This is a genomic window from Vibrio sp. Y42_MX_L11, from assembly GCF_024181785.1.
Taxonomy (GTDB): domain Bacteria; phylum Pseudomonadota; class Gammaproteobacteria; order Enterobacterales; family Vibrionaceae; genus Vibrio; species Vibrio diabolicus.
In genome coordinates this window covers 203,704-223,303 of record NZ_JAMZAP010000001.1, presented here as the reverse complement: position 1 = coordinate 223,303, position 19,600 = coordinate 203,704, and the positions used below count along the sequence as shown (strand labels likewise).

The window sequence follows — 19,600 nt, the reverse complement described above, 5'->3', positions numbered from 1 at the left end:
ATCAATTATCTATGAAAGATCACAAGAAGAAGCCCAACCAATACGCCAAACCGATAGCAATATCGGTTGGTTTGCATGCAATTCTAGTTGCAGCCCTGCTTTGGGGGACGGACTTCAACATGTCTAAACCAGAGCCTACAGGGCAAATGGTTCAAGCTGTTGTCATCGATCCAAAACTTGTGCAGCAACAAGCGAAAGAAATTCGCCAGCAACGCGAAAAGGCAGCGAAAAAAGAACAAGAGCGTCTTGATAAATTGAGACGCGAAGCAGAGCAGCTAGAAAAAAACCGTAAAGCTGAAGAAGAGCAAATTCGCAAGTTGAAAGAGCAGCAAGCGAAAGATGCTCAAGCGGCACGAGAAGCAGAAGCTGCACGTAAGAAAAAAGAACAAGAGCGCAAGCAGGAAGAAGAACGCGTTCGCAAAGAAAAAGAGCGAGCTGCTAAGCTAGAGAAAGAGCGTAAGGCAAAAGAAGAAGCTGTGCGTAAAGCTGAGCAGGAGCGTTTAGCAAAAGAAGCCGCTATTGCAAAAGCAGAGCAAGAACGTCTAGCTCGTGAAAAAGCTGCAAAAGAAGCGGAAGAAAAAGCACGTCGTGAGCGTGAAGCTGCTGAAAAAGCTGAACAAGAGCGCATCGCAAAAGAGAAAGCTGCAAAAGAAGCGGCAGAGCGAGAGCGCAAAGCGAGAGAAGCTGCAGAACGTGCGGAGCGCGAGCGTAAAGCGCAAGAAGCCGCGCTAGATGATATTTTTGCGGGCCTTGAGAGTGAGTCAGAACAGAATCAGCAAGCTAAAAATCAACATGTGCAATCTGAAGTCGACCGCTACGGTGCAATTTACAAACAATTGATAGAGAGTCGTATCATTAAGGACGATTATCTTGTGGGAAAGTCGTGTAGGCTTAATGTGAAGCTAGTTCCTACTGGGACTGATGGTATTGTAAGTAATGTTACTGTGTTAAACGGTGACTCTCGTCTTTGTAGTGCAGCTAAAAGTGCAGTTGCCCAAGTTGGTAACTTTCCGATGCCGAAAGACCGAGATGTTATTGATAAAGTTAGAGATATCAACTTAACCGTTGAGTACTAGAATAAGGAATAAGACGTGATTAGACGCCTTTTACTAGGAATGTTTGTACTGTTTAGCAGTATGACAAATGTGGCGAATGCCGCATTAGAGTTGGTCATTACCGATGGTATTGATTCAGCACGACCAATTGCTGTTGTTCCGTTTAAGTGGGAGGGCACTCAAGCGCTTCCAACGGATATTTCTGCTGTTATTGCCTCGGATTTGCAACGCAGTGGTAAGTTCAGCCCCGTTCCAACGAGCAAGATGCCACAAACTCCGTTCAGTGAATCAGAAGTCAATTTTGATGCCTGGACTAATTTAGGTGTAGATGCTCTGCTGACTGGCTCAATCAAACAAAATGCTCAAGGTGATTACGTTATCAACTACCAACTTGTTGATATTGTGCGTGGCCAGCTAACGGGCGGGAAAAGTAAAGCGCTTGGTAGCGATGGCGAATTAGTACTGTCAAAAGATCATGTGCTGTTCAATAAGGTCGCGACCGTTCAAGGCCCTCGCATGCGTGAGTACGCTCACCGCATCTCTGATTTGGTGTATGAGCAGTTAACGGGTGACCGTGGTGCCTTCATGACCCGTATTGCATACGTAGTGGTGAATGATAAAGACCGTTTCCCTTACCAACTTCGTGTGGCTGATTACGATGGTTACAACGAGCGCTTGGTTTTACGTTCTAAGCAACCATTAATGTCACCAGCATGGTCGCCAGATGGTAAAAAGCTTGCGTATGTTAGCTTCCAAAATGGTCAAGCAGAAATCTTTATCATGAACATCTACACCGGTGAGCGTGAGAAGATTACTTCATACCCACGTCATAATGGTGCGCCAAGATTTTCGCCTGATGGCAACAAGTTAGCGATTGTTCTCTCTAAGACAGGCTCGCTTCATGTTTATACGTTCGATCTTAACACTCGCAAGCTGACGCAAATTACGCGTGGCAGATCAAATAATACTGAACCGTTCTGGCATCCAGATGGAAAATCGTTGATTTTCACATCGGATAGGGGTGGTAAACCACAGATTTATCAAGTAAATTTGGGCAGCGGTTCTATTGACCGTTTGACTTGGCAAGGCAGCCAAAATTTGGGTGGCCAGATTACTCCTGATGGGCGATTCCTAGTAATGGTGAACCGCAGCAACGCAGGATTTAACTTGGCGAAACAAGATTTGGAAACTGGTGCTCTTCAAGTCTTAACTAAGACCTTGCTTGATGAGTCTCCTAGTATTGCCCCAAACGGTGGCATGGTTGTGTATAGCTCGATTTACAACAAGAAAAACGTACTATCGATGGTGTCAATTGATGGTCGATTCAAAGCTAGATTACCGGCAACAAATGGGCGTGTTAGAGCGCCTGCATGGTCACCGTTTTTGTAGTAATAAGTTTGATTAATAAAGGAAAATAAGATGCAACTGAACAAGGTTCTAAAAGGGCTACTAATCGCGCTTCCTGTAATGGCTGTTACAGCGTGTAGTTCAAGCGACGACGCTGCTTCTAACACTGGTGCAGCAACAAACAACAATGGCGCAGTTGAAACAACAGTAGCTACGCCAATTGATCAAAGCGGTCAGCTAACAGAGCAAGAGCTAAAAGAGCAAGCGCTACGTGAAACTCAAACAATCTACTTTGCTTTTGATAACTCAACAATTGCAGCAGATTACGAAGAGATGCTTGCAGCTCATGCTTCTTACTTAAGCAAGAACCCAGCTCTTAACGTAACTATCGAAGGTCACGCTGATGAGCGTGGTACTCCTGAGTACAACATCGCTCTTGGTGAGCGTCGTGCACAAGCAGTAGCGAACTACCTGCAAGCACTAGGTGTTCAAGCTGACCAAATCTCAATCGTTAGCTACGGTGAAGAGAAGCCACTTCTTCTAGGTCAATCAGATGAAGTTTACGCTAAGAACCGTCGCGCGGTTCTAGTATACTAATTCGAGGTAATCCTCATGTTCAGTAACACTAAGCGCGCTGTTGCGCTTACGTTACTGGCAAGTGCAGCGAACTTTGCGTTCGCTGCACCAGCTCCAGTATCCGATCTCAACAGCACATCATCCGTCTCTAAGAGCCGTTCATCTGAAACGGAAGTAGAGCGTCTAGAGCGCTTGCTACAAAACCGCAATCGCGTTCAGCTCCAAATGCAACAACAAATTGACCAAATGTCACAAGAGATCAGTGAATTACGTGGTCAATTAGAGCGAAATAGCTACGAAATGAAGCAAATGTTGCAACGTCAACGAGAGTTGTTTGTCGAGCTAGATCGTGTGCGTGGAGAAATCAAATCCGCGCCTGCGCAAGAAGCGAAACCGGCTAAAACAGGTGGTCAGTACACACCAAATGTTGATGAGCAAACGGCATACCAAAATGCAGTCGACCTCATTCTCAAGAAACGTGACTACACTGGCGCAATTGCAGCGTTCCAGCAATTCCAGAAAGATTATCCTGACTCCACATACTCAGCGAATTCTCACTATTGGCTAGGCCAATTGTACTTCGCTAAGAAGCAGGACAAAGATGCTGTAAAGAGCTTTGCTGCGGTGGTGTCTTATAAAGACTCCAATAAGCGAGCCGATGCTTTGCTCAAGTTAGGTGAAATCGCTGAGCGTAATAACAATGCAGCTCAAGCGAAAAAGTACTACCAACAAGTGGTTGATGAATACCCAGGTAGTGCATCTGCAAAACTTGCCAGCTCTAAGCTGTAAGACGTTATGTTTTAAAAAGGAAGCTTCGGCTTCCTTTTTCTTTTCCGTTTCTTTATCGGTGGTGATCGAATAAATCGAGAGGAATGGCATCGAGCCTTTTATCCCCATCTTGCAACGGATCCTTTCAATCAGAAATGCTACCTGTAACAAAGATATACGGCTAGATAGCTAGAAATCCCCGCGACAAGTTGGTTTTTGAAAATTAACGAGGTTACAATACTCGGATTAAAGGAAGTTGCGTAGAGCAAGAGCAATGAGCCATATATTAGATAAAATCGACACTGTTTACCCATTCCCACCGAAGCCAGTTCCATTAAGCGAAGAAGAAAAAGCGTCTTACATTGAGCGCATTAAAAAGCTGCTAAAAGAAAAGGATGCGGTACTTATCGCACACTATTATACCGATCCTGAGATTCAAGCCCTAGCTGAAGAAACGGGTGGTTTTGTTGGTGACTCGTTGGAAATGGCGAAGTTTGGTAATCGTCATCCTGCAAGCACACTGATCATTGGCGGTGTTCGCTTTATGGGCGAGTCGGCCAAAATCCTAACACCAGAAAAGCGAATTCTAATGCCAACGTTGGAAGCGGAATGTTCGCTTGATCTTGGCTGTCCAGCGGATAAGTTCAGTGAGTTCTGTGATGCTCACCCTGATCACACGGTTGTGGTTTATGCAAATACGTCTGCCGCAGTTAAAGCTCGTGCCGATTGGGTCGTTACATCAAGCATTGCGCTTGAAATCGTGGAACATTTAGACGCCGAAGACAAGCCAATCATCTGGGGACCAGACCGTCACTTAGGATCGTACATCGCTAATAAAACTGGCGCAGACATGCTGCTATGGCAAGGTGAGTGTGTGGTTCATGATGAGTTTTCTGCTGATGCGCTACGCAAAATGAAGAGCGTGTATCCAGATGCGGCTATTTTGGTTCACCCTGAGTCACCAGCAAGCGTCGTAGAACTTGCCGATGCCGTTGGATCAACGAGTCAGCTGATCAAAGCAGCGAAAGCGCTTCCTCACAAACAAATGATCGTTGCGACAGACAAAGGCATTTTCTTTAAAATGCAGCAACTAGTGCCAGAGAAAGAACTTATCGAAGCTCCAACCGCAGGTGCTGGCGCAACATGCCGTAGCTGCGCACACTGCCCTTGGATGGCAATGAACGGTTTGAAAGCGATAGAGAAAGCGCTTAGTGAAGGCGGTGAAGAACACGAGATCTTTGTTGATGAAGAATTGCGTGTTAAATCGCTCATTCCGTTAAATCGTATGTTGGACTTTGCTGAGCAGCTAAATATGCAAGTGAAAGGTAATGCTTAAAAAGTAGGCGTAACTGAAAGTAAATCTCAAAAACCAGCCGAATATGGCTGGTTTTTTTGTGTCTTACTATCAATGAGTTACTATTGATGCAATCAATGAATGTCGAGGTTATAAATTTATGGCGGTGTGGTTAGTAGTTAAAAAGTGGCTTAGTTCACACCTTTTTAAATTGAGCAACCGAAGTCTTCTCATCTTTAGTGGCTTATATGTGAGCGTTTCTTGGGGGGTGCTCATTCTCGCTGGTGAAACCGCATTAACAGACAGCTTCTCTAACTTTATCTATTACCTTATGGTTACGGCGAGTACGGTTGGCTATGGCGATTATTCTCCAGTGACAGATTTGGGTAAATGGGTTGTTGTACTGTTTGTGATCCCAGGCGGCTTGAGCCTATTCGCTGCATTATTGGGACGTGTCGCTGGAGCAGCGATGGATTACTGGCGAGCGGGTATTTTAGGAAAACGGAGAGTAAGAGTGGAAAACCATATTGTATTGTTGGGTTGGAATGGATCGAGAACGATGCACCTTATTCGCATGTTACAACATGAAGAAGAGGGGAAGCGTCCGATTGTTTTGTGCAGCCGTTCAGAAATAGAAAACCCGTTGCCAGGCGAGATCAGTTTTATCAAAGTGACCAGCTACACGGATTCGCAAGAGATGAAAAACGCCAATATTGCTGAAGCAGCTTGCGTTATTGTTGATAACCTCTCGGACGATATCACGCTGTCAGCCGCGCTGTACTGTGCTTCTGTGAATCCTTCCGCACATTTGGTCGCTTACTTTAAAGATGAGGCGTTAGGCCGTCTTTTAAGTCAACACTGTCCTAAAGCGGAATGCATACCTGCTGTTGGCGCAGAAATGTTGGCAAAAGCGGCGGTAGATCCAGGCTCAAGTGCACTTCACCAAGAGCTATTAGCTTCAACACGAGGCATGACTCAATACTCGGTTATTTATCCTGAAAGGCTGCCAGTAACTACTGTTGAGAGTCTCTTTGTTTTTCTCAAAAGACGTCATCATGCCACGCTAATTGCTTTTGACATTGGCCATGGTATCCAACTCAACCCAGATTTAGATGCAGAAGTACCACCGAGTACCAAGCTGTTTTACATTGCAGATGAACGTATTGAAGATTTTGCATGGAAAGAAATGAACAAGGAACAATAATGCACATGATTGCTGACCTGTTAGCAGGTTTTCCCAACTTTTTACTCTATTTTTCTGTTTCTATTATTTTCGTTTTGGCGTTTAAGTTCATCTACGTCAAGTTTACGCCTTACGATGAATGGCACCTGATCAAAGAAAAGCAAAATACAGCGGCAGCGATTGCACTGAGTGGCGCATTTCTTGGTTATTGTATTGCGATTTCGGGGGCGGCAAAAAACTCAGTCAACATTGTCGATTTTATGGTATGGGGCGTTGTTGCAATGCTGGCGCAGATCATTGCATTTGCGATTGTACGTTTTGTTTTACTTCCAAAAGTGACTGAGCGTATCGAAAAAGATGAGCTGCCTGCCGGTATTGTATTAGCGGCTGTTTCTATATCGGTCGGTGTATTAAATGCCGCTTGTATGACGTACTAGGAGGAACGATGAAGCGGAGTTCTAACGTTAAACGTTCTTCCATGGACAAAAGTTTAAAGCTTGGGAAAATTATTCCCTTTGCTGCTTTTGGCGGTATTTTCTTCTTTGCGACACAAGAATCGAAAACCGAAGGCTACATTTTTTCTGACGCTGATGAATGCAAATCAAACTCGCCAGAGTTCAGTGAGCAGTGTGACATTGCTTATCAAGAAGCTTTGGCTCGCGCCGAACGAAATGCCCCTCGCTACAACAATGAGTTCGAATGTGAAAATGATTTTTACGAAGACGATTGTTACTACAGTTCCAGTTCCCGAGCTTATGTGCCTCACTTTGGGGGCTTCTTTTACAGTCGAGCACTGAGCGGTTTGAAAGGTTACAACAAGAGCTATTACTCTGAACTAATGTATCGCTATAAATCCAAATTCTATAATGGTGCGGGACAATTTTTTGGTTCCTATCGTAATCAGCCGACGAAGGTTGCGACCAGTAACCTAAATAAACGTGGTGGCGGAACTATTGGTAGAGCGATGTCTCGAGGCGGGTTTGGTAAAGCGGTATCGGTCAGCCGAGGCGGTTAATAAGCACTATGTTTCGACGAGAAATACAAGAACGAGAAAACTGGCGTGAGTTAGCACGCCAGTTTGGTTTTGGCTTCCATTCCATGTATGACCAACCGTATTGGGATGAGAGTGCTTACTATCAATTCACGCTTGAGCAAATAGAGAACGATATTGAAGCACCCACTGAAGAGCTGCATCAGATGTGTCTGGCTATTGTGGATGAAGTAGTTCGGAGTGAGCGGTTGCTGACGCAATGTGCGATCCCTGAATTTATGTGGGAGCAGGTCGCTTCTTCGTGGCACCGAAATGAACCCTCGCTCTATTCGCGTCTGGATTTTGCATACAACGGAACTTCGCCAGCTAAGTTACTGGAAAACAATGCGGATACGCCGACCAGCCTGTTTGAAACGGGTTTTTGGCAGTGGGTGTGGTTAGAGGATGTTGTAAATAAAGGTCTAATTCACCAGAGCGCGGATCAATTCAACATTCTTCAAGACTTTTTGATTGAGCGTTTTTCCGAGATAGCCAAATATCAACCCGGGCAAACCCTTCACTTTAGCTGCTGCAAATACACTGAAGAAGATAAAGGGACTGTCCAGTATTTAGAAGATTGCGCGCGCGAAGCTGGGTTAGCGACGGCGTTTGTTTATGTCGAAGATATTGGTGCGACGGAAGATGATCAGTTCGTGGATGCAGATGACAGAGCGATTCGTTGGATGTTCAAGCTTTATCCGTGGGAGTTTATGTTTGAAGAGGAATATGCGAAATACCTAGCGACCGCGAAAGTGAATTGGTTAGAACCCATGTGGAAGTCGATTCTATCCAACAAAGCACTTTTACCGTTATTGTGGGAGCGCTTTCCGAATCATCCTAATCTTTTACCTGCCTATTTTGCTAACGATTCAAAAGCGAACGGTTTAAAAGACTATGTAATCAAACCACTATTCTCTCGAGAAGGCGCAAATATTGAGATCGTCAAAGGTGGGAAACGCATACTCAAAACGGCAGGGCCTTATGAATCTAAATTCAATATCGTCCAGCAGTATCATCCGTTACCCAAGTTTGGGCAAAGCCATACGTTAATTGGCAGCTGGCTAGTCAACGATAGAGCCGCTGGGATTTCGATTCGGGAAGACACTAGCTTAGTCACGCAAGATATGGCGCGATATATTCCACATGTGATTTTAACATGATCAAAAAAGCTCTCCATCCAGAGAGCTTTTGTCTATTCAGCGGTTCAATCTTGATGGTCGACAGCGTTGTGTCTTATTGTTCTTCAGCTAATGCAACACCGCGCTGAGTAAGACCACATAGCATCACTGGCATGGCATTGAAGATCTCTTCAAACTGTTCTAAGCCTTCCATGCCTTGTTCTGCCAACGTTTCAATGGTCGTTTCTGGATCGTAAAGCATTGTAAGAGAAAGCAAAACACCGCCGAGCAGAGCATTATCTTCGCTGTCCTCTGGCATTAGCGTTTCCCAGTCATCACGAGCAAGTTGCCAACCTTGTAATACACCTTCACAGAAATCACGGGTCTGGCTTGTTACGATATCTTGTTCATCTAACGCGCATCCTTCAGGCCACTGCCAAGATCCTTCTAGAAGAGCAGGACGAGTTTGGTTCCACATTTGCACAATCTCATCAATGTATTGTTCTAGTTGCTCACCGTCAGTAAATGGCGCTGTTTCTTCACCACCCCATAAGAATGGCAACCACTCTTGAGGCATTAATACGTTTGGCGCTGCAGCCATCGCTGTTACAAAGCCTTGAGTTTTTGCTAGGTTTAGTAGTTTACCGTCAAGTTCTGGGAGAGAAAGGATGTCTTGTAGTTTCAAAATAGAATACCATTTGTTAATGGGCTGGTTGATTGCGCTCATCTTACCAATCAATTTGTGATAAATCGATATTAGGGAATGATTCACAGACATCTATGGAAATTCGCTCATCACTTAGAAAAAAAAGCATTCTCGCCCTGACACTGTACCTGTGTTTCTTTATCGCAACGATTGGTTCTGTTGCCTATTTGGTTGTCGAGCCTCCGGTTAGGCAAAAGCTAGAGCAAAACCTAGAGTTACGCACCCAACTCCTTGCTCTAGAGATTAAAGAGCCTCTCCTTAGCTCTACTGGTGTATTGAGCAGCCTAGCAGGACTCGCCCAGGGGACTGAAAAAATTCAATCTCTCAACACGACAATTCCGCATATTCTCCAATTGAGTGATGAGATGCTCGTCAGTGGTGGCGTATGGCCTAAACCAGAACTCAAAGCTGAACAATGGCGATATAAAAGCCTATTCTTCAACAAAAACAGTGATGGCGGTATTGACCAAATTCACTCCTACAATAATCCTGAATCTGGCGGCTATGATAATGAACCATGGTATAAGGCAGCTGCTGACGCGCCAGTTGGTTCTGTGAGTTGGTCTACGGTTTATATCGACACTTTTACTCAGGTTCAGATGATTACTGCGTCTTCCCCATATTATCAAAACGGTCAATTCGCTGGCGTTGTAACGGTAGACTTATCGCTTGATGCACTTTTTCAGTTTATTCGAGAGCACACGAACCTGCACTCTTTAGGTGTGGTGGTTCGCGATGCTGACTCGAACGTGATTATTGAGCACAACTTCCAACTAACAGACGAAATTTATGTCAGTGAGCTTGATTTTGGAGAGTTCGATTGGCGCATGGAAGTTGTCAACGCGAAAGCTAAAGTAGCCGATCAAGTGTTTGAACAAGTCATGAGTGTTGAGGGGAGGATCATTCCATTCTTACTCTTGTGTGTACTGGTCGGGTATTACTTGCTGAATCGTTACATTGTCGAACCGATTGTCCGTATTGCGGCTAAGATTGATGACTCGAAAACTGGCGGGATCATAGACATTGATTACGATAGCGAAGATGAAATTGGACAGCTCATCGAGAAGTTCAATGAAAAAACCATCTATCTAGAGCAAGAGAGAATAAAAGCCCAGGCTTCGACGAACGCTAAAACGGCATTTTTAGCCACATTATCCCATGAGATTCGTACGCCAATGAACGGTGTATTAGGAACCGCTCAGATATTGTTAAAAACGCCACTCACCGATGATCAACGTAAGCACCTGAGAACACTTTATGACTCAGGTGATCATATGATGACGTTACTTAATGAGATTTTAGATTACTCAAAAATTGAGCAAGGACATGTTGAATTCGAAAATACGCCTTTCCCAATTGAGTCGATCATCGGCAGCATAAAAAGTGTTTATCAAACACTATGTGCAGAAAAAGGCCTTCGCTTTAGAGTAGTGTCTCATTTGCCAACAGGGCGCTGGTACAACAATGACAAAGCCCGTCTGCGCCAAGTATTGTTTAACCTACTAAACAACGCTGTCAAGTTCACCGACCGAGGCATCGTAGAGGTAGAGCTGACCGAGAAATCGAGCAAGGCAGGTACCAAGCTTATTCTCGCGGTGAAAGATACGGGTATCGGTATTTCTCAAGAAGCGCAAAAACGCATTTTCCGTCCTTTTGAACAAGCGGAGTCCTCGACGACTAGGCGGTTTGGTGGTACAGGGCTTGGTTTAGCGATAGTAAAAGAAATTGCCGAGCATATGGGAGGGCATGTGATTGTGCAGAGTCAAGAGAATGTCGGGACAACCTTTACCGTCGAGATCGCGCTTACGCCTTGTGAGCCTGGGAAAGTGGAAGCAGTCAATGCACATAAGCTGAATTGCAAAGGTTTGAAAGCGCTCATTGTCGAAGACAACCGAACAAATGCAATCATTATGGAAACTTTCCTAAGAGCCAAAGGCTTTGAGTGCACAAGTGTTGAAAATGGTCAGCTTGCCGTCGATGAGGTGGCCGTTCAGTCATTTGATTTGATATTAATGGACAATCATATGCCTGTTCTTGATGGTGTTGGGGCGATATCAGCCATTCGAGCGATGAGGTCGCCTGTAAAGTCGGTACTGATCTTTGGCTGCACAGCGGATGTATTCAAAGAAACACAAGAGCGCATGATAAATGTAGGAGCCGACCACATAATTGCGAAACCAATTGTGGAGTCTGAATTAAATGATGCGTTGTATCTCCATGCAGCACGTTTATACCAATACCAGTCGGACTTTGGTGATAATACAACGGATATCCTTGATGCGGAAAAGTGGCTACTAAACTTCTATGTTGCTCTAGATAATGGTCATCTCAACGAAGCGCTAGAGGCTATTTCAGCGATTATTGCTCAAGTCACCCCTGATGCTAATAAAGACGTTTCTTTAGTTGCCGAGCGAATAAGGCGTAACTTAAAGCGTCAGCAGTCTCCAAACCAAGATGATATCGACACATTAACGCTCTTGCTCGCATCATCATAGCTTAATCCATATAGCGCGATTCAACGCAATCATGAATTGTCTTTACTCTTCATACCTAACCTTAGCTGAATCGTCTGTTTTTTCCTTACTTTCAATGAGCTTAGCGCTGCTGTTGGATTCTGTCATAAGAGAAACGGTGCGGCTCTCAGTTGCGCTCACATCGGGAATACTCTGAATTTTTACAACTCAGTAGCATAAGTTATTAGAATGATCGTTTATTCCCCGAACTTTATCCTAACCCTCCATCCAAACAATCACTTATCCCACTTTTTGTGTAAGTTAAATCCGTATTTTTCTACCATTTTTACGTCATTTTAGGCGTTTTTAGTTGTTGGTGGTGAAAAAAACTACTTTCATTTTAAAAAATGGTTATAAATTTACAACTTGATTTCAAATACAGTGCCATACGCTGCTTTTTATGTGATTTAATTGCCTTATTAACTGGTCATTTATTTGTTTGATGGTTGATAGTTTTATTTTGTTTATTGTTGGTGGTATTTAATTTTAGGGGTTGATTAATGAAGTCTCGCGGACCATTTTGTATTCGTCACGCCGCAGCGGATACCTTTGCTATGGTTGTTTTTTGCTTTATCACAGGGATGATTGTCGAGATTTTGATTTCAGGGATGACGTTTGAGCAATCTTTAGCATCACGTACACTATCTATTCCAGTGAATATTGCTATTGCTTGGCCGTATGGCGTTTTTCGTGATTGGGTGCTACGTCAGGGCAACAAGGTATCGCCGTCTTCATTTATGAAAAACGTATCTGATCTGGTCGCTTATGTGCTTTTTCAGTCTCCAGTTTATGCAGGAATTTTATTCGCAGTTGGTGCGTCTACAGACCAAATAGTGACCGCGGTGACAAGTAACGCCATTATTTCTTGCGGTATGGGTGTGTTGTATGGGTACTTCTTGGACATGTGCCGCCGTTGGTTCCGTGTTCCCGGTTATTCTCAAAGTATCTAAATGACCCAGTTTTGCTCAATTTAGTTACTTAGTGAGCAATCGAGTGGAAAAGGGCGCTTTTTTTTATGTTTAGCCTTGACCATCAGGCACATAATCATTAAATTAGCGCCTCGTTAGCCAATGATGCTAACAAAAATTGATTCGGTGAGTTGTCCGAGTGGCTGAAGGAGCACGCCTGGAAAGTGTGTATACGGCAACGTATCGAGAGTTCGAATCTCTCACTCACCGCCACATTTGAGCCCTAGCAGAAATGCTGGGGCTTTTTCGTATTACGCGACAAGTTCAATCCCAGAGCTGTATATCGTATTGATTCTCAATTACTCATTGAGTCGGCAAGCCCTTCAAAAAGCCTCCTTTTTTATTCATCTTTTGTTACACATTTTCCGTACAGGTAGTGCGTTTTTATTCGCATGTTGTGATGAGCGTTCCTTATTGAATTTTCCATAAAATCAATTAATTGTTGAAATTAGAACGCTTGTCAAAAGTCATCAGATATCATGTTTAATAGAGTCTTTTACCTAATGGGATACTCTATTTGTTTGATATAATTTCTGGCAGTTTGTATACCATAATTAAAGAGAGTCTATTCATGTTCCAGAACTTAACGATCAAGCAGAAGATAGTGATTCCGCTGTCACTGATTATTGGATTGTTTATTGTGAGCTCTGTATTAAACGTTATGACAAGTTGGAAACAATCTGAGTTGAGTGAAACACTTAACGAGCAGATAGTGCCGAACTTATTAACGATTGAGGATGCTTACCGCGATCTTTACCAAGCTACATCTGCAATCCAAGGTGTTGCTCTTTCTGATACTCAAACCGATATTGACCACCACATCGGTGAATACAAAGACAACGCATACAAGGCGCTGCCTCGTATGGAGAAAATGATTGAGCTATCGCAAGCTGGCGTGATGCCTTCTTCGCACGGTAATGAAGTGAGAAAGCTTGTCTCCCTAGGTGAAAAATGGTTGGCGAGTTATGAAGCGATGTTGCGTTTACCTCAATCACAATGGCTTGGTTACTACAACGAACACAAACACACCTTTGAAAATCAGTTTATCGAGGTAAGAGCGCAACTGAATGTTGTGAAAGATGCGATAGAAGAAAAACAAAGCCTATTGAAAGATGAAATCTCAGCAGCCGCAACACGAGCAGAGTTAATTCTTGAAGCGGGCATTGTGATTGTTATTCTGGCCGCTATTGCGATGGCGTTTTTGTTGTTGCAAACCGTCGTGAAGCCTATCAACGATATCAAAAATGCGATGACAGAAATTGCTTCTGGTGAAGGTGATTTAAGCCAGCGAATCGATGTGAAAACACAAGACGAAATTGGCAATTTAGCGAACGCGTTTAATCAGTTTGTGTCTAAAATCCAAGCGACAGTTTCTCAAGTAATTGAAAGTTCGAATACCTTGCGTAATGAGATGGAAAATCTTAGCTCGTTGACCACGACCATCGCGAATTCGACCGTTTCACAGCAAAAAGACAGCGAGGCGGTAGCGGCGGCAGTGCATGAAATGCAAGTCACCAGCAGAAATGTCAGCGATAGCGCTAACGAAGCTGCGGTTGCGAGCCAAACAGCGAATGATGAACTTACCAATACCAATGTTATTTTGGATCAAACCGTTAGCTCAATTCGTAGCCTCGCAAGTGAAATCGAAAGTGCAAGCCACGTCATTAACACATTGGATCATGATGTGAGTAACATTGCTTCTGTATTGGATGTCATTCGTGGTATCGCAGAGCAAACGAACTTATTGGCGCTTAACGCAGCGATTGAAGCGGCTCGTGCAGGAGAGCAAGGGCGAGGCTTTGCTGTTGTAGCCGATGAGGTCCGCTCGTTAGCCAGTCGCACACAACAGAGCACGGGTGAAATCCAAACCATGATTGAAAAGCTACAATCTGGTGCGGGACAAGCCGTAGAAGTGATGCGTGGTAGCCAAAATAGCAGTGATGAAACAATTCAATCGGCAGGGAGAGCGAGTCAATCCCTTTCTGAAATCTTGAACGCGATTTCACGTATGAACGAGATGAACACACACATTGCAACGGCTGCGAGCCAGCAAAGTACGGTAAGTGACGAAGTAAATAGCAACGTACAAGGCATTGCAGATAGCAGTACATCTATTGTGGAAGTCGTCAACCAAGCGCAAGCATCTTTAGCCATGTTATCAGAGCAAACCCAGCGCTTAGATCATCAGGTTAGTCAGTTCAAAGTATAAGCTTGAGAACTGCAGTCTCACTGACGAAATAACCCGCTTCTTAGTGGGTTATTTTTTAGATAAGGGTCGAACCTGGCTTGTGAAGGCTCGACTATATTTACATTCCTCTTTTACTTAACTTTGTATACCAGAGGTGCAAATAATCCTAGACAGCGGTGACAAACTCTGTACAGCGTGATGATGCTTTTATCATCACTTTTGCTGCTTTTTAACCATTGCAATTGCTCACAGGAAAGTGTGATTTCCAACCCAAAATCTTCAAATTTGAGAACTTCATTACACCTTTACCATAAACGTTTTTCGTAAGCGTATAGAACTGTAAATTTTGTTGTATGTACAACACTGGGTAATTATCATCCTAATTAATTTGTTCTGGATATACATCCGTTAGTCATCATTAAGTCATTCTAGAAGTTTTTAGCAAGGAATCTTGAAGGCTTGTAGGTAAAAGAGAGAAAAATTCATGAGACGTAAAACCACGCTATCTCTGCTGATTGCGTCGAGCCTTTTTGTGGTTGGATGTCAACCTAGCGAAGAAGGAGCGAGCCAAGGTAGTGGTCCTGCGCCCGCAACCGAAGTTGAAGTGTTAACGGTGGAACCAACTCGCCAAGCGTTAACTGTCGAGTTGCCAGGTCGTAGCCGTGCATTCAAAGAAGCGGAAGTTCGTCCGCAAGTTACAGGCATTATTTCAGAGCGAAATTTTGTTGAAGGGGGCCTTGTTGAACAAGGACAGTCCCTATATCAAATTGATGATTCATCATTTCAAGCGGATTTGCTGAGCGCTGAAGCGGAATTAATCCGAGCTCAAGCAGCGGCAGAATCGACCCATGCCACAGTGAAGCGTTACAGAACCTTGATCACCAAAAAGTCCATCAGCCAACAAGATTTGGATGAAGCAGAAGCAGCATACAAGGAAGCGCAAGCACAGGTCCTAGTCGCAAAAGCTAAGATCAATACGGCAAAAATCCATTTAGATTACACGCAAGTGAAAGCTCCGATTAGCGGTGTGATCGGTAAATCGAGTGTGACGGCGGGTGCGTTGGTTACGGCTAACCAAGCAGCCAAATTAGCGACCATTCAGCAGCTTGATCCTATCAACGTTGATATTGTGCAATCATCCGCGCAACTGCTGCGTTTAAAAGCGGCTCTTTCCCAAGGTCATATGCAAGAAGATGACTCTGCGCAAGTTACATTGATGCTTGAAGATGGCAGCACGTACGAACATAAAGGCACGATGAAGTTTACCGAGGTCAATGTGAACGAAAGTACGGGTAGCGTGACGCTTCGTGCTGAATTCCCAAACCCTGACGGTTTGTTACTACCAGGAATGTTTGTTCGTGCGACGGTTATTACTGGTGTTGACCCTGACGCGATTCTGATACCACAAAATACCGTTTCTCGTGATGCGACAGGCAAAGCAACAGTGATGATGGTGAATGGTGAGAACAAAGTGGAAGCGAGACCAGTGAAGACAGCCGAAGCGATCAATAATCAATGGCGTATTATTGATGGTTTGAAAGCGGGCGATAAAGTCATTACTGCTGGGTTACAAAAGGTAGGTCCAGGCAGCCCTGTAACTATCCAAAACGGTGAGCAGGAGTAATCATGGCACGATTTTTTATCGATCGTCCGGTATTTGCTTGGGTTCTCGCGATTCTAACGATGTTGGCGGGGGTAATGTCATTATTCAATTTACCCGTCTCGCAATACCCAACGATTTCACCGACAACGATCACCATCAGTGCACGTTATCCAGGTGCATCAGCGAAAACCGTTGAAGACTCGGTAACGCAGGTTATCGAGCAAAATATGACGGGATTAGATTATCTTCGCTACCTATCATCGAGCAGTGATGCATTCGGTAATGCGACAATTACCCTGACGTTTGATAGCGAAGCTGATCCTGATATCGCGCAAGTACAGGTGCAGAACAAGCTGCAATTGGCATTGACATCATTGCCGATGGAAGTACAAAACCAAGGTATCGTCGTGAATAAATCCAACACGGCGTTTCTCATGGTGGTGGCAGTTTATTCTGAAGATCCTGACTTTACAGAAAACGATATCGGCGACTTTGTTGTAACGAATATTCAAGACCCGATAAGTCGTGTAACTGGCGTAGGACAAGTGCAGGCGTTTGGTGCGCAGTATGCGATGCGAGTCTGGCTGGACCCATTTAAGCTTACGCAGTTCAACTTGACCGCAATCGATGTAGCGAATGCGATCAGTGAACAGAACGCGCAAGTTTCTTCAGGTCAACTTGGTGCAGCACCTGCACAGGAAGGTCAGTTGTTGAATGCAACGATTTCGTCTGCAAGTCGTTTGAGCAGTGTGGAAGAGTTCCAAGACATCATTCTTAAGTCTGATGCCAATGGTTCGAATGTTTATTTGAAAGATGTAGCTCGTGTTGAACGTGGTGCAGAAAGTTACGATATTCGAGGCCAATATAATGGCTTCCCAGCATCGGGGTTAGGTATTTCATTAGGTACTGGCGCAAACGCGCTTGAGACAGCCAATGCGGTAAAAGAGCGCTTAGACCAACTGAGTGCTACGTTCCCTGAAGGGTTGCAGATTGCTTACCCATTTGAAACGACGCCATTCGTCAAAGCCTCGATTCAAGAGGTGGTTAAAACGCTGTTAGAAGCCATTCTTCTTGTGTTCTTAATCATGTACCTGTTCTTGCAGAACTTCCGTGCGACGATCATTCCAACGATCGCAGTGCCTGTCGTACTGCTCGGCACCTTCGCTATTTTGTACGCGACTGGATTTAGCGTAAACACGTTAACCATGTTCGCGATGGTTCTGGCTATCGGTTTGCTGGTGGACGATGCCATCGTTGTGGTGGAAAACGTCGAGCGTGTGATGCATGAGGATGGGTTAGAGCCCAAAGAAGCGACCAAAAAATCGATGGGGCAGATCACTGGAGCTCTGATTGGTGTGGGTCTGACGCTTTCTGCGGTATTCGTCCCTATGGCGTTTATGTCTGGTTCTACAGGGGTTATTTACCGTCAGTTCTCGATAACGATTGTGGCGGCGATGACACTTTCAGTTTTGGTGGCGATAATTCTGACTCCAGCATTATGTGCAACATTACTGAAAAAAGGCGATGCTGAGCTTTTAGAAAAGAAAGGCTTCTTTGGCTGGTTTAACCGCAAGTTTGATGCGATGACAGCTGGCTATGAAACCGGTGTTGCTAAACTCCTCAAGCGCACAGGTCGTATGTTGGTTGTATTCTTGGCAATGAGTGCAGGTGCGGGCTGGCTGTTTATGAACCTTCCGACGTCATTCTTGCCGGATGAAGACCAAGGCACGGTATTCTCAATGGCCATTTTGCCGCCTAACTCAACGCAAGAGCAGACGGAAAAAACACTTGAGAAAATGCGTGACTTTTACCTAGTAGACGAAAAAGACAATGTAAAGTCTGTCTTCTCCGTTGCTGGATTTAGTTTCGCAGGCCAAGGCCAAAACATGGGGATGGCATTTATCGGTCTGAAAGATTGGTCAGAGCGTGAAGCGCCGGGTGCTGATGCAGCTTCCATTACGGGTCGAGCGATGGGGTACTTCTCGACCATCAAAGAAGCACTGGTGTTTGCATTTGCACCTCCTGCGATTCAAGAATTGGGTAACTCGACAGGCTTTGATTTCTATCTTCAAGATTCGTTGAACAAAGGTCACGACGCATTAGTCGCTGCGCAAGGTCAACTGCTTGGCATGGCTGCACAAAACCCGAAACTTGTCGGTGTTCGTCCGAACGGCCAAGCAGATGCGCCAATGTACAAAGTGAACATTGACCACGTCAAACTTCGTGCTTTGGATGTTAGCATTAATGACGTCAACCAAATCCTGTCAGCGGCATGGGGCGGAGCGTACATTAACGACTATATTGATCGCGGTCGAGTCAAAAAAGTCATGATGCAAAGTGATGCGGAATACCGTATGCAGCCAAAAGACTTCGATTCGTGGTACGTGCGCAACTCAAAAGGTGAGATGGTGCCTTTCTCTGCCTTTGCGAGCGGAGAGTGGACGTATGGTTCACCTCTTTTGCAGCGTTTTGATGGTTTGCCAGCGATGAATATCCAAGGCGGCGCAGCTCCTGGCGTCAGTACTGGTGAAGCTATGGCAGAAATTGAAGCAATGGTAGAAAAGCTACCAGAAGGCTTCACGGTGAACTGGAATGGTATTTCGTATGAAGAGCGCCTTTCCGGAAACCAAGCGCCAATGTTATATGCGCTGTCTATCCTCGTCGTATTCTTAGTTCTCGCCGCTTTGTATGAAAGTTGGTCAGTACCTTTCGCCGTGGTGTTAGTTGTGCCTCTTGGTGTGCTTGGTGCTGTGCTCGCGGTAATGACGCGAAGTATGGACAACGATGTATTCTTCCAGGTGAGCTTATTAACGACGGTCGGCTTGGCAACTAAAAACGCTATTCTGATTGTTGAGTTTGCGAAAGATTACTACGAGAAAGGTGCTGGCCTTATCGAAGCAACCCTGCATGCCGTTCGTGTTCGTCTGCGCCCAATTATTATGACATCGCTTGCCTTTGGTCTAGGTGTAGTACCGCTTGCTATCAGCTCTGGCGTGGGCTCAGCAGGTCAAAATGCGGTAGGTACTGGTGTACTTGGTGGCATGATCAGTGCGACGATCTTAGGTATATTCTTTGTGCCAATCTTCTTTGTGGTGGTTGAGCGATTGTTTGATCGACGTGCGAGAAAAGAATCGGAGGCAGAGTTGTCTGAGACTAATCCTAAACCGGCTCAGCAAAGCGAGTAAGACTTGGTTGCTGTAACTGAGTTATACTGGTGATAATAAACACGATAAAAGGGCGCTTCGGCGCTC

At 44.7% G+C, this 19,600-nt stretch carries 15 protein-coding genes and 1 tRNA gene; 15 read left to right on the top strand and 1 reads right to left on the bottom strand.

The annotated features are described in order from the left end of the window. Window positions 1–11: 11 nt before the first annotated feature. The 9 genes from tolA to NL643_RS00920 all read left to right on the top strand — a co-directional run bounded on the left by tolA (window position 12) and on the right by NL643_RS00920 (window position 8,413). Window positions 12–1,076, top strand: coding sequence for a cell envelope integrity protein TolA (gene tolA / locus NL643_RS00960; RefSeq protein WP_053303231.1), 1,065 nt, complete (start codon window positions 12–14; stop codon window positions 1,074–1,076). A 15-nt stretch (window positions 1,077–1,091) separates the two neighbouring features. Next, window positions 1,092–2,444 carry a Tol-Pal system beta propeller repeat protein TolB gene (tolB, locus tag NL643_RS00955; RefSeq protein WP_005390758.1) on the top strand — a complete coding sequence of 451 codons (1,353 nt, stop codon included), beginning with the start codon at window positions 1,092–1,094 and terminating at the stop codon, window positions 2,442–2,444. A 30-nt stretch (window positions 2,445–2,474) separates the two neighbouring features. Then, window positions 2,475–2,999 (top strand): peptidoglycan-associated lipoprotein Pal, encoded by a 525-nt coding sequence (gene pal, locus NL643_RS00950; protein WP_005378293.1) that lies wholly within the window; start codon window positions 2,475–2,477, stop codon window positions 2,997–2,999. A gap of 15 nt (window positions 3,000–3,014) precedes the next feature. Next, a complete protein-coding gene (ybgF, locus tag NL643_RS00945; RefSeq protein WP_006742904.1) occupies window positions 3,015–3,767 on the top strand; it encodes a tol-pal system protein YbgF in 753 nt (250 codons plus the stop codon). A 253-nt stretch (window positions 3,768–4,020) separates the two neighbouring features. Beyond that, complete coding sequence (gene nadA / locus NL643_RS00940; protein ID WP_005390762.1) at window positions 4,021–5,082, top strand: quinolinate synthase NadA; 1,062 nt, start codon at window positions 4,021–4,023, stop codon at window positions 5,080–5,082. A 118-nt stretch (window positions 5,083–5,200) separates the two neighbouring features. Further along, entirely contained in the window at window positions 5,201–6,244 is a 1,044-nt protein-coding gene (locus NL643_RS00935; RefSeq protein ID WP_048626195.1) for a potassium channel family protein, read from the top strand. Continuing rightward, on the top strand, window positions 6,244–6,660 hold the full coding sequence (locus NL643_RS00930) for a DUF350 domain-containing protein (protein WP_152812465.1): 417 nt from the start codon (window positions 6,244–6,246) through the stop codon (window positions 6,658–6,660). The genes NL643_RS00935 and NL643_RS00930 overlap by 1 nt, the downstream gene beginning before the upstream one ends. Before the next feature lie 8 nt (window positions 6,661–6,668). Further along, on the top strand, window positions 6,669–7,238 hold the full coding sequence (locus tag NL643_RS00925) for a DUF1190 domain-containing protein (protein WP_253643758.1): 570 nt from the start codon (window positions 6,669–6,671) through the stop codon (window positions 7,236–7,238). Between the two features lie 8 nt (window positions 7,239–7,246). Further along, on the top strand, window positions 7,247–8,413 hold the full coding sequence (locus NL643_RS00920; protein ID WP_253643757.1) for a glutathionylspermidine synthase family protein: 1,167 nt from the start codon (window positions 7,247–7,249) through the stop codon (window positions 8,411–8,413). Between the two features lie 73 nt (window positions 8,414–8,486). Here NL643_RS00920 and NL643_RS00915 read toward each other — a convergent pair whose 3' ends face one another. Further along, window positions 8,487–9,098, bottom strand: coding sequence for a YecA family protein (locus tag NL643_RS00915; protein ID WP_005390772.1), 612 nt, complete (start codon window positions 9,096–9,098; stop codon window positions 8,487–8,489). A gap of 53 nt (window positions 9,099–9,151) precedes the next feature. Here NL643_RS00915 and NL643_RS00910 point away from each other — a divergent pair, with 53 nt between their 5' ends. From NL643_RS00910 to NL643_RS00885, 6 genes are all read left to right on the top strand, one after another. Further along, window positions 9,152–11,572, top strand: coding sequence for an ATP-binding protein (locus NL643_RS00910; protein ID WP_253643756.1), 2,421 nt, complete (start codon window positions 9,152–9,154; stop codon window positions 11,570–11,572). A 518-nt stretch (window positions 11,573–12,090) separates the two neighbouring features. Beyond that, window positions 12,091–12,540, top strand: a complete 450-nt coding sequence (locus tag NL643_RS00905) for an L-alanine exporter AlaE (protein WP_005390779.1) — start codon at window positions 12,091–12,093, stop codon at window positions 12,538–12,540. Window positions 12,541–12,683: 143 nt separating this feature from the next. Next, a tRNA-Ser gene (locus NL643_RS00900) sits at window positions 12,684–12,771 on the top strand. A gap of 358 nt (window positions 12,772–13,129) precedes the next feature. Further along, window positions 13,130–14,767, top strand: a complete 1,638-nt coding sequence (locus tag NL643_RS00895) for a methyl-accepting chemotaxis protein (protein ID WP_253643755.1) — start codon at window positions 13,130–13,132, stop codon at window positions 14,765–14,767. A 463-nt stretch (window positions 14,768–15,230) separates the two neighbouring features. Beyond that, window positions 15,231–16,370, top strand: coding sequence for an efflux RND transporter periplasmic adaptor subunit (locus tag NL643_RS00890; RefSeq protein WP_253643754.1), 1,140 nt, complete (start codon window positions 15,231–15,233; stop codon window positions 16,368–16,370). A gap of 2 nt (window positions 16,371–16,372) precedes the next feature. Next, window positions 16,373–19,534, top strand: a complete 3,162-nt coding sequence (locus NL643_RS00885) for an efflux RND transporter permease subunit (protein WP_253643753.1) — start codon at window positions 16,373–16,375, stop codon at window positions 19,532–19,534. Window positions 19,535–19,600: the final 66 nt, after the last annotated feature.

Bases quoted from the DNA above. Each gene is read 5' to 3' on its own strand.
- tolA (WP_053303231.1), top strand. From the start codon at position 12: ATGAAAGATCACAAGAAGAAGCCCAACCAATACGCCAAACCGATAGCA.
- pal (WP_005378293.1), top strand. From the start codon at position 2,475: ATGCAACTGAACAAGGTTCTAAAAGGGCTACTAATCGCGCTTCCTGTA.
- ybgF (WP_006742904.1), top strand. From the start codon at position 3,015: ATGTTCAGTAACACTAAGCGCGCTGTTGCGCTTACGTTACTGGCAAGT.
- nadA (WP_005390762.1), top strand. From the start codon at position 4,021: ATGAGCCATATATTAGATAAAATCGACACTGTTTACCCATTCCCACCG.
- NL643_RS00935 (WP_048626195.1), top strand. From the start codon at position 5,201: ATGGCGGTGTGGTTAGTAGTTAAAAAGTGGCTTAGTTCACACCTTTTT.
- NL643_RS00930 (WP_152812465.1), top strand. From the start codon at position 6,244: ATGCACATGATTGCTGACCTGTTAGCAGGTTTTCCCAACTTTTTACTC.
- NL643_RS00925 (WP_253643758.1), top strand. From the start codon at position 6,669: ATGAAGCGGAGTTCTAACGTTAAACGTTCTTCCATGGACAAAAGTTTA.
- NL643_RS00920 (WP_253643757.1), top strand. From the start codon at position 7,247: ATGTTTCGACGAGAAATACAAGAACGAGAAAACTGGCGTGAGTTAGCA.
- NL643_RS00915 (WP_005390772.1), bottom strand. From the start codon at position 9,098: ATGAGCGCAATCAACCAGCCCATTAACAAATGGTATTCTATTTTGAAA.
- NL643_RS00910 (WP_253643756.1), top strand. From the start codon at position 9,152: ATGGAAATTCGCTCATCACTTAGAAAAAAAAGCATTCTCGCCCTGACA.
- NL643_RS00905 (WP_005390779.1), top strand. From the start codon at position 12,091: ATGAAGTCTCGCGGACCATTTTGTATTCGTCACGCCGCAGCGGATACC.
- NL643_RS00895 (WP_253643755.1), top strand. From the start codon at position 13,130: ATGTTCCAGAACTTAACGATCAAGCAGAAGATAGTGATTCCGCTGTCA.
- NL643_RS00890 (WP_253643754.1), top strand. From the start codon at position 15,231: ATGAGACGTAAAACCACGCTATCTCTGCTGATTGCGTCGAGCCTTTTT.
- NL643_RS00885 (WP_253643753.1), top strand. From the start codon at position 16,373: ATGGCACGATTTTTTATCGATCGTCCGGTATTTGCTTGGGTTCTCGCG.